This window comes from Pusillimonas sp. (genome assembly GCF_044464525.1).
Taxonomy (GTDB): Bacteria; Pseudomonadota; Gammaproteobacteria; order Burkholderiales; family Burkholderiaceae_B; genus Pusillimonas.
In genome coordinates this window covers 11611-24365 of the sequence record NZ_JBIQLE010000020.1, presented here as the reverse complement: position 1 = coordinate 24365, position 12755 = coordinate 11611, and the positions used below count along the sequence as shown (strand labels likewise).

11 protein-coding genes are annotated in these 12755 nt (G+C 60.1%); 4 read left to right on the top strand and 7 right to left on the bottom strand.

The features are described from left to right. The first annotated feature begins 1 nt into the window (after position 1). Genes ACIY1O_RS11900 through gloA form a run of 3 tightly spaced genes read left to right on the top strand, consistent with a single transcriptional unit; the run spans position 2 to position 2007 of the window. The gene (locus ACIY1O_RS11900; protein ID WP_397475307.1) at positions 2-733 is read left to right on the top strand and encodes a lysophospholipid acyltransferase family protein; all 732 of its coding nucleotides are present in this window, start codon (positions 2-4) and stop codon (positions 731-733) included. Further along, on the top strand, positions 717-1598 hold the full coding sequence (locus tag ACIY1O_RS11895; protein ID WP_397475336.1) for a M48 family metallopeptidase: 882 nt from the start codon (positions 717-719) through the stop codon (positions 1596-1598). The genes ACIY1O_RS11900 and ACIY1O_RS11895 overlap by 17 nt, the downstream gene beginning before the upstream one ends. A gap of 13 nt (positions 1599-1611) precedes the next feature. Continuing rightward, positions 1612-2007: a lactoylglutathione lyase gene (gene gloA, locus ACIY1O_RS11890; protein ID WP_397475306.1), complete on the top strand. Its 396-nt coding sequence runs from the start codon at positions 1612-1614 to the stop codon at positions 2005-2007. Positions 2008-2018: 11 nt separating this feature from the next. Here gloA and ACIY1O_RS11885 read toward each other — a convergent pair whose 3' ends face one another. From ACIY1O_RS11885 to ACIY1O_RS11870, 4 genes are all read right to left on the bottom strand, one after another. Beyond that, a complete protein-coding gene (locus ACIY1O_RS11885) occupies positions 2019-2711 on the bottom strand; it encodes an ATP-binding cassette domain-containing protein (RefSeq protein WP_397475305.1) in 693 nt (230 codons plus the stop codon). 10 nt (positions 2712-2721) lie between these two features. Continuing rightward, the gene (gene modB, locus ACIY1O_RS11880) at positions 2722-3396 is read right to left on the bottom strand and encodes a molybdate ABC transporter permease subunit (RefSeq protein WP_397475304.1); all 675 of its coding nucleotides are present in this window, start codon (positions 3394-3396) and stop codon (positions 2722-2724) included. 9 nt (positions 3397-3405) lie between these two features. After that, positions 3406-4143, bottom strand: a complete 738-nt coding sequence (gene modA, locus ACIY1O_RS11875) for a molybdate ABC transporter substrate-binding protein (RefSeq protein ID WP_397475303.1) — start codon at positions 4141-4143, stop codon at positions 3406-3408. Between the two features lie 134 nt (positions 4144-4277). Next, positions 4278-6503, bottom strand: a complete 2226-nt coding sequence (locus ACIY1O_RS11870) for an acyl-CoA dehydrogenase (protein ID WP_397475302.1) — start codon at positions 6501-6503, stop codon at positions 4278-4280. A gap of 202 nt (positions 6504-6705) precedes the next feature. Here ACIY1O_RS11870 and ACIY1O_RS11865 point away from each other — a divergent pair, with 202 nt between their 5' ends. After that, the gene (locus ACIY1O_RS11865; protein ID WP_397475301.1) at positions 6706-7935 is read left to right on the top strand and encodes a nucleoside recognition domain-containing protein; all 1230 of its coding nucleotides are present in this window, start codon (positions 6706-6708) and stop codon (positions 7933-7935) included. Between the two features lie 63 nt (positions 7936-7998). On the opposite strand, the gene rsmA is transcribed toward ACIY1O_RS11865, so the two are convergent. The 3 genes from rsmA to ACIY1O_RS11850 are packed head-to-tail and all read right to left on the bottom strand — an operon-like array spanning position 7999 to position 12654. Further along, on the bottom strand, positions 7999-8778 hold the full coding sequence (gene rsmA / locus ACIY1O_RS11860) for a 16S rRNA (adenine(1518)-N(6)/adenine(1519)-N(6))-dimethyltransferase RsmA (RefSeq protein WP_397475300.1): 780 nt from the start codon (positions 8776-8778) through the stop codon (positions 7999-8001). Positions 8779-8785: 7 nt separating this feature from the next. After that, positions 8786-10252 (bottom strand): peptidylprolyl isomerase, encoded by a 1467-nt coding sequence (locus ACIY1O_RS11855; protein ID WP_397475335.1) that lies wholly within the window; start codon positions 10250-10252, stop codon positions 8786-8788. Further along, a complete protein-coding gene (locus ACIY1O_RS11850) occupies positions 10249-12654 on the bottom strand; it encodes an LPS-assembly protein LptD (RefSeq protein ID WP_397475299.1) in 2406 nt (801 codons plus the stop codon). The genes ACIY1O_RS11855 and ACIY1O_RS11850 overlap by 4 nt, the downstream gene beginning before the upstream one ends. Positions 12655-12755: the final 101 nt, after the last annotated feature.

Below are 12755 nucleotides of genomic sequence, written 5' to 3'. Positions count from 1 at the left end.
CATGGCGGCGCTGCGTTCCACTGTCTTCATGCTGTTTCTGATCATCACGGTGATCCCTTACGCCTTTGCCTGCGTGCTTTGGGCTCCACTGCCGCTGGGTTGGCGCTATCGGCTCACGATCGGGTGGCCGCGCCTGGCCATATGGGGAGCCCGCGTCATAGTCGGCATCCGCTGGCGCATCAAGGGCGGCGAGAATTTTCCCGACGCGCCGGCCATCGTGTTAAGCAAGCACCAGTCGGCCTGGGAAACCCTTTTCATGCCGGCCCACCTGCCCCGCGAAGTCTGCTTCGTCTATAAAAAAGAGCTTCACCGCGTTCCATTCTTCGGCTGGGGCCTCGCGTTGCTGCGCATGATTCCCATCGACCGCAGCAAAGGCAGAGATGCCTTCGAGCAGGTGGTTACCCTGGGCAAACGACGCCTGGATGAAGGGCGATGGCCGCTGCTTTTCCCTGAGGGCACCCGCATTCCTCCAGGCAAAGAGGGCCGCTATAAAATGGGGGGTGCACTGCTGGCCACCCGCACCGGAACGATAATCGTGCCCATAGCGCACAATGCCGGAGAATGCTGGCCCAAGAATTCCTTCATCAAGAAGCCCGGCCTGATCACTGTCTCAGTCGGCCCGCCCATCGAAACCGCCGGGCTCGATGCCGAAGAGGTCAATCGCAGGGTACGCGACTGGATAGAAAATGAAATGCGACAGCTCAACCCCGAACGCTATGCCGCTAGAGAATAGGCAACTGAGCCTGTTCGGCGCGGGCGACGCTTCCCATGTCCGCGCCCCTGGGCGTGACACCCCGGCGCACAGTCCCTCCACGCAAAACGTGCCCACTCTTCAGCCGCCCTCGCTTCCGCCGGGCATGCGCTGGCGCGAAGTAAACACCGCGCATCAACCCATCGGCTTCATGCTGCGCCGCTCACGACGCAAAAGCATCGGGCTGGCCATCAACGACGACGGCCTGCTGGTCACCGCGCCCAACTGGGTGACGCTTGCGCAAATCGACGCGGCGGTGCAAGAAAAATCACGCTGGATACTTGACAAGCTGCGCCTGCTGCACGAGCGCCGGCAGCAATTGGCAATGGCCGACACCCAGTGGAAAGACGGCACGCAGATTCCGTATCTTGGCCAACGCATCGAGCTTGGCCTGGGCCACGCCGCACAGGTGCATGCGTTTACCGGCAACCCGTTTGAGCCGCAACGGGGTGATCGCCTGCTGCTTACCCTGCCCCTTGATGCCGACCACCAACGCGTACGCGACAGCGTTCATACCTGGCTGCAAGCTCGCGCCGCCGAGTGGTTCGAGAAGCGCCTGAACCATTTCCTTGCTGCCAATAACCTGGCGATCAACCGTTGGCGCCTTTCCTCGGCCAGCACACGTTGGGGCTCATGCAGCAGCGACGGCAATATCATGCTGAACTGGCGACTGATCCATTTCGACCCCGAAGTCATCGACTACGTTGTCGTTCACGAAATCGCACATCTGCGCCAGATGAACCACAGCAAAGATTTCTGGAAGGAAGTGGGGCGCATGCTGCCCGGCTTCGAGTCTGCTCGTAACGTCCTGCGCCGGCATGACCCGGCCACCCTCCCTCTAATTTGAAACGGAGAACACCATGCGTTTACTTCACACCATGCTTCGCGTCGGCAACCTGGAACGGTCGCTGGCTTTCTACACCGAAGTCTTAGGCATGACGCTGCTGCGCCGCAAAGATTTCCCTGAAGGCAAATTCACCCTTGCCTTCGTGGGATATCAGCCGGAAAGCGAAGGCGCCGTCATCGAGCTGACGCACAATTGGGAAACGTCCGAATACGATCTTGGCAACGGCTATGGCCACATCGCCCTCGAAGTCGACGATGCCTACGAAGCCTGCGAAAAAATCAAGCAAAGGGGGGGCAATGTGGTTCGCGAAGCGGGCCCCATGAAACACAGCACCACCGTCATCGCATTCATCGAAGACCCGGATGGATACAAGGTCGAGCTGATACAAGCCAATTCGCGCGTCGATTGATTTTCACGCCACTAGGCCACTAGGACAGCGGGCTCGAACTCTTTGCCTGCCCGCCCCTCCTCGATGCGGATGACGCCGTCTGCAAGTGACACAACGTCATCTTCATCGTGGGTAATCAGCACCAAGGGAATTTTGACCCGCGACAGCAGTTCACGGAGCTCGTCGCGCAATCGACGACGTAAGGGGCGGTCCAGGGCGGAAAAGGGCTCGTCAAGCAATAAGGCCCGAGGCTGGGCCACAAGGGCTCGCGCCAGCGCCGTGCGTTGGCGCTGGCCGCCGGACAACTGCTCGGGGTATTGATTCGCCGCCGATTCCAGGTGAAAAGCTTCGATCCAACGCTGCACTGCTTCGTGCCTCACAGAGCGCCTGGGGTTGGTGAACCCGCGGTGCAACCCGAACGCAATGTTCTGGATGACAGTCAGGTGCGGGAACAAGGCATAATGCTGGAACACATAGGCCAGGCCCCTGCTTTGCGGTGAAAGATTCACGCCTTGCGAACGGTCGAATAAAATATCGCCATGCAAGCGTACGTGGCCGGCACCCGGCGTCTCGAGCCCTGCAATCATCTTCAGGATCACGCTCTTGCCCGCGCCCGATGGCCCGAACAACACCAGCTTGTCGGTATCGCTGCAAAACTGCGCATTCAGCTCGAAGCGATGTGTCCGCCCTTCGAAGTGATGCCGCAAGTCAACGTCCCAGATCATCGCACCCTCGTCACGAACGGCCCGGCACACGGCCCGGCACCAGCTTGCCCGCCGCCAGAAGCACAACGATGCAGGTCAGCGAGGTGACCAGCACAAGGAAATTGGCAAGATCGTCTTGCCCGGCCTGTACCGCTTCATACACAGCAATGGACAAGGTCTGCGTCTTGCCGGGAATGCTTCCCGCCACCATCAGCGTGGCCCCAAACTCGCCTGCCGCCCGGGCAAATGACAGCAGCACACCTGCCAATATGCCGCGCCAGGCTAACGGCAGGGTGACACGGAAGAAAATCGCCAATTCATTGACTCCCAGCACCCGGGCCGCCTGCTCATACTGCGGCTCCACTTGTTCGAAGGCGGCTCGCGCAGACTTGAACGTCAAAGGAAGGGCGACAATGGCCGCGGCCAACACGGCGCCTTGCCAGGTAAAAATCAGATTGATGCCAAAGGTGGATAACAGCCATGCGCCTATCGGCCCGTTGCGGCCCACCAGTACCAGCAGGTAATACCCCATCACCGTCGGGGGCAAGACCATGGGAAGAGTCAGAATGGCGTCCAGCAGGTCACGGCCTGGAAACCTGGTACGCGCAAGCAGCCAGCCCAGCGCAACACCCAAAATCAGGGTGATCAACGTGGCCCATCCCGCTACCTTGAGCGTCAGTCCGAGAGGAATCCATGCATCCGCCATACTGGGCCGTCAAGGCTTGCCGAAACCGTATTTGGCCAGTACCGCCTGGGCTTCGTCGGTATGGACAAACTCGACGAAACGCTTTGCCGCGTCGGGATTGGGGCTCTTGACCACAGGCGCTATGGGATACAGGATGGGAGCCTCGGTGGGTGCAGTAAATGCCACCTTGACTTTATCAGGCATGATGGCCGCATCCGTGGCGTACACAAAGCCGGCATCGACTTCGCCGCGCGCCACATAGTCGAGCGCCTGGCGCACGTTTTGCGCTCCGATCATCTTGGGTTCGATGGCTTCCCAGAGCTGAGCCTTCTCGAGAACATTACGGGTATAGCGCCCTACCGGAACACTGGCGGGCAAGCCGATGGCAATACGTTCGAGGGCGGCCACGTCCTTGAGCGACGATGGCGCCGAACCGCCGCCGACAGGCACAATGACCACAAGTGAATTGGACACGAAGTCGCTTCGATATTTGGCTTGGATCAAACCCTGCTCATGCGCGCGGTCCATCGTGTCCTGGTCTGCGCTGGCAAACACATCGACCGGCGCCCCCTTGGCGATCTGCTGCAGCAAAGCACCCGAAGCGGCGAAATTCAATTGAACTTTGGTGTCGGGATGCTTGGCTTCATACAGTGGCGCAAGCTCGCGGAAGGCATTTGTGAGGCTCGCGGCTGCCGATACAGTGAGTTCGGCGGCAACGGCCTGAAAACTGAACAGCAAAGCAACTGCAAGTATGGGAAAGCGCGCCATGATTATTCTCGAAAAGTGCAGTAAACAAAGTCGCAATATACAGCTATATACGACGCTTGTCACTGAATTGAACTTGACGCCGAAGCGTCGAACCCGTTCTGGGCAAGACATGGCGATGCGATTTTAGTAATGGCTCAATGGTTGCGCGCAAACGCGTCGGCGGCGAAATCGTCCACCTGGATGACCCGCGCCACGGCCTTCTCGGCCTCTTCAAGAGCCTGCGCCTGCTGATCGTTGATGGCCCCTTTGGAATGCGCCACTCGCCAATCTTTCAGCCCGCTGCTCTTGACGCTGTCCATCAGGGGCTGGGCCTTGACGACCAGGTCGAAGGCCTGTTCAAGCTCTTCGACCGCCCGGCCGTTGCAATTGCTCCAGACCTCGCCCACCAGCCGCATGCGCGCATCGCTGGGTTCCAGTAGGATTTTCGCGCCGCTTGCCAGGGCCGCATCGGTGGGCGGCCGCACCCGGGTAAAAAAGGGCAACACCATCCAGCGCAGCAGGATGCCCAGCCAGCGGGACGGATAATTGTGCAGGATGTCGTCAATGCGTTTTTCGATGGTGGAATACCCCTGGAACGCACACACCTTGACCAGCGGCAGGTCGGCCTCATGCTGGCCCTCGTCGTGCCAGCGCTTGAGCATGGCCGACAGCAAATACAGCTCGGCCAGAATATCGCCCAAGCGGGCTGACAACATCTCGCGGCGCTTGAGCGAACCGCCCAGGCTCAGTACGGTCATTTCGGACAACACCGAAAACGCGGCGGCATAACGGTTGATGCGACGGTAGAACGGCGCTGTGCGGCCCACGCCCTTGGGCGACCCGGCGAATATCGCGCCCGTCCAGGCATGGCCAATGGCCCGCAACATCGTCTTGGCGCTATGGCCGACATGCTTCCAGATCACCTTGTCGAAAGCACTCATGCCGGCCTCTTGATCGCTGTCGGCCAAAGCACGAAGCTCTGTCATGAGATAGGGGTGGGCGCGGATGGCGCCTTGCCCGAACACAATGAGGTTTCGCGTGACAATGTTGGCGCCCTCTACCGTAATTCCCACCGGCAACGCACGGTACAGGCCGCCCAGGTAGTTCGAAGGCCCATCGATGACGGCCTTGCCGGCGTGCACGTCCATGGCGTCATTGACGGACTGCCGCATGCGTTCGGTGGCGTGCAGCTTCATGATGGCCGACACTACCGAGGGTTTGTGGCCCAGATCAAGGCCGGCGCAAGTAAAACGCCTTGCCGCCTCGATCATGTAGGCGTTGGCGGCCATGCGTCCCAGTTTTTCTTGAACGCCTTCAAACTTGCCGATTGGAATGCCGAACTGTACGCGCACCCGCGCATAGGCCCCAGCCGTGTGGGCGGAAAAGACGCAGGCGGCCGCCGCCAGCGAAGGCAGGGATATGCCTCGTCCGGCCGCCAGCGCGCTCATCAGCATGACCCATCCCTGCCCGGCCCTTTCGATGCCGCCGATCAGGGCATCGAGGGGCACGAATACATCGTGTCCCTCGTTGGGCCCGTTCTGGAATGCCTGCATGGCGGGAAGATGGCGCCGGCCTATCTTGATTCCGGGCAGGCTGGTAGGCACCAAGGCCACCGAGATACCCAGTTCGGCTCGGTCTCCGACAAGGTGGTCGGGGTCATACAGCTTGAAAGCCAGGCCAAGCACGGTGGCGACCGGGCTAAGCGTGATGTAGCGCTTGCGCCAATTAAGCAAAATGCCCAGCTGTTCGATGCCGTCGACTTCACGCCGGCAAATGACGCCGGTGTCGGTCATGGCGGCAGCGTCGGAACCAGCCTCGGCGCTGGTCAGGCCAAAGCTGGGCACTTCCTGGCCGTTTGCAAGGCGCGGCAGCCAATGGTCGCGTTGGGCCTGGGTGCCGAACTGCAACAGCAATTCGCCTGGCCCCAGCGAGTTCGGCACCATCACCGTAACGGCCGCCGTTACCGATTGAACGGATATCCGTCGCACAACCTCGGAATGCGCGTAGGCAGAGAACCCCAGCCCACCGTATTGCTTCGGAATGATCATGCCGAAGAAGCCTTGCTCTTTGAGAAAGACCCAGACTTCAGGAGGCAGGTCGTATCGGTTCCACGAGATATCCCAGTCGTCGAGCATGCCGCACAAGTGCGCCACCGGGCCATCCAGAAACGCCTGCTCTTCTGCAGATAGTTGCGCTGGGGGCGTGGACAGAAAGCGGCCCCAGTTGGGACGCCCCGAAAAAAGCTCGGCGTCCCACCATACGTCACCGGCTTCGATGGCCTCTTGTTCGGTTGCGGACAACCTCGGCATGGCGCCCTGCGCCATGCGATACAAAGGTTCGGTCAGCCACCTGCGGCGCCAGCGTTTCCAGTTCCGATCCATTCATTACCTCGACAAGTGCATGGGAACCATTATCCACCATTGACGCTGAGGAGCGCCATAAGGCGAGGCAAAACACGCATTTCGCTCAAATCGGGCATGTGGGCGGGCGTCGCCGAAGCATAATATATGCCTCGCATCCGAGACTCTGCGACAATCTGGATATTTCGTCGCACACACCCAGAGCACAGACGCACATCCTCACATGCTAAACACCCTGTGGTTCGCTTTCTTCATCATCGCCCTGGCCGCAGGCCTGTACCAGTGGATCTTCCTACAGGACCCCGAGGTATTTTCGCGCATTGTGCTCAGTCTGTTCGACATGGCCGAACTGTCAGTCGAGCTGATGATCCTGCTGTTCGGAACACTGACCTTGTGGCTGGGATTCCTGCGCATTGCCGAAGGTGCGGGGCTTATACAGTGGCTGTCGCGCATTCTTTCGCCGCTTTTTCGTCGCCTGATGCCCGGGGTGCCGGCAGGGCATGAAGCGGTCGGACTGATCACTCTGAACTTTGCCGCCAACGGCCTGGGCCTGGACAACGCGGCCACCCCTATCGGCTTGCGGGCGATGCATTCGCTGCAAACACTCAACCCCGACCCGCGTACGGCCACCAATGCTCAAATTCTTTTTCTGGTGCTCAACTCCTCGTCGCTGACGCTGCTGCCCGTCACCATCTTCATGTATCGGGCGCAACAAGGCGCGCCTGATCCGGCCATGGTGTTCCTGCCCATCCTGCTGGCCACCTCGGCCTCGACCCTGGTCGGCCTGTTCTCGGTCGCATTCATGCAAAGGCTCAAACTGCATGACCCGGTCGTGCTGGCGTGGGTGGGCGGCACTGTGCTCATCCTGGGCACTTTCATGGCGGTCTTGGCGACGCTATCCAGCGCCGCGATCAGCACCTTGTCGTCGTTGATGGGGAACCTGACCCTGTTCGGCATCATCGCCCTGTTTCTTATTGTGGGCTATATCAAGAAGGTACCGGTCTACGAAGCCTTCATAGAAGGCGCCAAAGAAGGCTTCGACATATCGAAGAACTTGCTGCCCTACCTGGTGGCCATGCTTTGCGCCATCGGAGTGCTGCGTGCATCCGGGGCGCTGGACGCCATTCTGGAGGTTATCCGCTGGGCCGCCCATGCGGGCGGGCTGGACACACGCTTCGTGGACGCCATGCCCACCGCACTTACCAAGCCGTTTTCAGGCAGCGCCGCCCGGGCCATGCTCATCGAAACCATGCAGCACTTCGGGGTAGACAGCTTCCCCGCCCTGCTGGCCGCCACTGTGCAAGGCAGCACCGAGACCACATTCTATGTATTGGCGGTGTACTTCGGCGCCGTCGGAATACAAAGAGCGCGCCATGCGGTAGGCTGCGCATTGCTGTGCGATCTGGCAGGCATCCTGGCCGCCATCGGCGTATGTTATTGGTTCTTCGGCTGACGGCAGAGAGCTTGGCGCCATCGCGCGCATCGCAGCACGGGTGGATCGGCGCGGCAGTACGCCTTAAACGTCCGCATCAAGCAGATGATCGGCCAAGGCAATGAACTGGCCCACCGACAGCTCTTCGGCGCGTGCGGTCTCGCGCACGCCCACGGCATCCCAATCGATGCGCTTGGCCCAGTCGCCAAGGCCCTTGCGCAGCATCTTGCGCCGCTGGGCGAACGCCCTGGCCACCACTTGCGAAAAAAAGGCTTCATCCTTCGCCTGCGGGCGCTCTGCCGGAAGCGGCTTCATCCGCACCACCGCCGATACAACGCGCGGCGGCGGATCGAAGGCTTCGGGCGGCACGTCGAACAGCTTGACCATGTCGTAGCGCGACTGCAGCATCACCGACAAGCGCCCGTAATCAGAGCTGGAGGGCTTTGCCACCATCCGGTCGATCACTTCGCGCTGAAGCATGAAATGCTGGTCAATCACCTGGCCGGCACTGGGCATCAGGTGAAACAGCAAGGGGCTGGAGATGTTGTAGGGCAGGTTTCCCACAATGCGCAGCCCTGCGCCAAGCTGTGTGAAGTCAACTTCCAGGACGTCCGACTGAACGACGGTCAGGCGGTCGGGGGTGTAGTCGCTTGCAAGGCGCGCCGCCAAGTCGCGATCGATCTCCACCACGGTCAGATGCTCTAGTGCGCGCAGCAAAGGGCCGGTCAAGGCGGACAGGCCCGGACCGATCTCGACGACGTTGTCAGACCGCTGGGGCGCAATGGCCCGCACGATGGCCTCGACCACCCCCTCGTCAACCAGAAAGTGCTGGCCGAAGCGCTTGCGGGCCTGATGTTGCGCCATGGAAGAACTACCGGGGGCGACGACTGGATTGCGGGTCCAGCCTGTTATCGATATACGCCTGACCGCGCAACTGGTTCAGCCAATCTTCAAACGCCGGCTCAACGCGACGCTGGAACAGTATGTTCCGTGCCTGCATGCGGCGGTATTCGTCCTCCATGTCTTTCTCACGTCGTTCTTCGACCCGGATCAGGTGCCAGCCAAACTGCGACAGTACCGGCTCGCTGATCTGGCCGGGCTGCAAAGCGTTCATAGTCTGCTCGAAGGCCGGCACGGTCTCGCCCGGACTTAGCCAGCCCAGATCACCGCCTTGGGGAGCCGAGGCGTCATCCGAGTACAACCGGGCCAGTTCTTCGAAGTCTTCTCCCATTTCAATACGATGGCGCAATTGCTGCAGGCGATCAAGCCCGCGCTCTTCCGTCATGGCGGGCGTAATCTTGATAAGAATATGGCTGGCATGCGTCTGGGTGACCATCATCGGGCCCTCGGGCGCCGGAGGGGGGGCTTGACGGGGATCGGGCGCCGGCGCCTGGGCCTGCTGCGCCTCTTCGCCGCGCGTCAGCACCTTGAGTATGTGAAAGCCGTTGCCGCTTTGGATAATGTCGCTAACCCCGCCGGCCTCAACATTTTGCGTCGCGGTTAGGAAAAGATCGGGCCAGCCCTCTGCCGGCCTGACGCCCATATCGCCGCCCTGCAAGGCCTCGGGTCCATCAGACGAGGCTGCAGCCAGGCCGGCAAAGTCGGCACCGCCACGCAAGCGAGAAAGAATTTCTTCGGCCTTGCCGCGCAAGCGCGCCACCTCGGACGAAGACGACCCTTCGGGCACCGCAACCAAAATCTGCGCCAGCCCAAGCACACGCGGTGCGGTCTGCTGTGCCTGGCTCGCCTGCCCCAAAGAACCCAGCCCCGACTGGCGCCGCTGTGTCTTCAGGAAGGCATCGACGTCGGCATCGGAAATAAAGATGTTGCGGTCAACGGTGCGCTGGCGAAGCTGATCGACGCGAATCTCTTGGCGCAACTCTTTAAGATACGTTTCCCAGGGAACGCCCGAACCCTCGATCTCGGCGCGCAGCTTCTCGACGGAGATGTTGTTGCGCTGGGCGATGGTTTCGGCAGCCTGCTTGGCGCTGGCTTCGGTCACCTGGATGTTGAGCCGCTCGGCCTCCTGGCGCAGCAGTTCGTCGGTGATCATGCTTTGAAGGACCTGGCGGCGCAATATTTGCGGATCGGGCAAAGCGATATTCTGGCGCCTGAGTTGTTCTTGCGCAGCGCGGGCCTCGATCTCAACCTGGCGCAGTGTGATGACCTGCTGATTGACCACTGCGGCAATGCCATCGACGACCTGCTGAGCAGTCTCGTTGGAAGCAGGCGGCTCCGCTTGGGTGGCGGCGCTCGGCTGCGCGGCGACAGAAGACGCCGCACCAAGCACAAACAGCAAAGACGCAAGCCGGCGCATCAAGTGCAGACTAGGCATTATTCGTACCTCTCGAAGGTGGTTTTTTCAGGTATGGGTTGAGTGACCGGCTGATAGCCATAGATATTTCGCGACAGCGTTCCCATGGGGTCGGTTCCCAGCGACCCGAGCCCGCTTAGCTCGAGCTGGAAGAACACAGCCGTGTTGGTGTCCTGTTGTGACACAGCGTAGCGCTGATAGACGACTCGCGCGGCCCAGCAGCAGTCACCCCTGTATTCCAGGCCCCAGATCGACTGGGTGGATCGTTTCTCTTGTATGGAGTAGTCTAGCCGCCCCAGTGCGAACAGCTTGTTGTGCAAAGGCCATTGCCCATAGATGGAAGCCTGTTCCTTGCTTCTATCAATATACGTCGGCGAGTTGATGATGTTCGGGTTGATGATCTGGCTTGGATCGCGCTCATAGCGATAGGTGGCAGCGAGCATGGCCAGGCGTTGGGGTTGCCAACGCAGCCCGGCCGACATGCGATTTCTGTCGCGCGATTCGGGGTTGAACTGAGCATCGAAGCGGACGTCCAGCTTATCGGTAAGCGCCGCCGTAGCACCCACCAGGTAATCAGACTTGGTGTCGGTACGAGGCGTTCTGCCGGGCAGGGTCACCTTCTGATTTTCAAAATATAGCCGCTGAGCCACAGAAAGCGACAAGCGTTCAAAGCCTGAATCTTCATCAAGCCAACGGGTAGTCAAACCCACGGTAACCTGGTTGGCATTGGCAATGCGGTCCCAGCCGCCGCTGAACAGGTTCTCGTCGAAGGCCTGCGAAAAGTTGAAAGTGGCCATGCTGGTGTCAAACACAGGTATCGTCGACTGATCACGATACGGCACATACAGATAATAAACACGCGGCTCGAGTGTCTGGATGGAGTTATTGCCAAACAGAGTGGTCTCGCGTTCGAAGACCATGCCCGAATCAAGCGACAACAGCGGAACGGCTCGCGATTGGGTACGGGGCGTGCCGGGCACCATTCCGGTACTGGGGTCTCTGGCAAGCGTAAAACCATTCCAGTGCGTGGTGTACTGGCTAAGGTGCAGCGCGGCCTTGGGCGTCAGATACCAACCAGGATGCACCAAGGGGTAAGAAATGGAGTTGTAAGAGCTAAACCGCGTGCCATCGTAGGCTTGATATGGAAAGGTGGGACGAAGGTCCAGATTCTGGTCGGGGAACATGTCCACCACCCGCGAACGGAATTTGGGCATCGAAAACCTGGTGGCGTAGTTATCGGTCGCCACATCGAACCCACCCCAGTTGTAGCGTGAGCCGCGCACGTACAGTTCGGGCACTTTGTCGAACTGCGGTCGACGATAACCGCTGGTGCGGTCTTGCAATGTTTGATAGGTGTAGGTCTGGACGTAGGCTCTCCAATACTTCGAGCCGCCCCAGCTCAAGCGCGCCACGCTGGGTAGCGAATCGATGGTCGCTTCGTTCAGGCCAAAAGTAGTGAAGTCGCGAAAATAGTCATCATCCGACACCCGCCGGACATCGAAATAAGCGCTTAATCCGCCGCCCAGGTTATGTCGATGCTGCCACCAGTACATCCAGCGGGTCTCGTCGGTAAGCTTGTCCCGGTTCAGATAGGTGCCGGTAAGCTGCCCGTTATAGCCTCGACCCAAGTAGCGAAACTCAGCACCCATCTGCAGGCCCCGTTTGGCCATGTAACGGGGCATGATCGTTAAATCGTAGTTGGGCGCAAGGTTGAAGTAATACGGCAGCGTGAACTCAAGGCCGCTGTTGCTTGAACCACCATAGGTGGGCAGCAAAAAACCCGACTTGCGTTCTTTGCGTAGCGGAAACGACAGATACGGCGAAGCCAGAATTGGCACGCCCTTGAAATACAGCACCGCATTGCGCGCCACGCCCTCGTTCTCGTCGAAATCGAAGTCGACCCTCGGCGATGTAATGTACCAGGGAGGGTTCTCGCAGGGGCAGCCCGCATATTGCGCCGAACTTAGCCGCATCTGGCTGCGACTGAAGATATCCGCTTTTTCCGCCTTGCCCGACCCGCCATCGGCTCCGAGCCAGAAATTCGGGTCATTAACCTCGCCCGTTTCGGCATCTATGTTGTAAGTCAGTTCAGGGCCACGAACAATGTTTCCGTCGCGCATGATCATGCCGTTGCCCAGCACATTCACCTGCCCCGTTTCGCGCTGATAATCAATGCGGTCGCCCTTGACGACGGAATCAATGCGCCGCACCTCGGCGTCGCCGGACAGGATGAGTTTTCCGTCTTCGTCGGTTTCCATCGTGTCAGCGATCAGGAACGACGTCATTTCGTCCTCGCCCAATTGGGTATGCAGCCTGAGCTTGGGCGACACGATCAGCGCGCCGGCATCAGTCGACGGGGCCGGTTGGGCCTGAGCCGTCGACGCAAGGCCGAACACGAGAAAAATTGCCCACCAGACCGCACGCACGAGTAGTTTGTCCCCTGAAAAGAAACTGTATTTTGGCACATCCGCCGACGCGGAATGGACCGGCAGCCCGGTATTATAGAGAAGCCGCCCCGCTCCCGCCC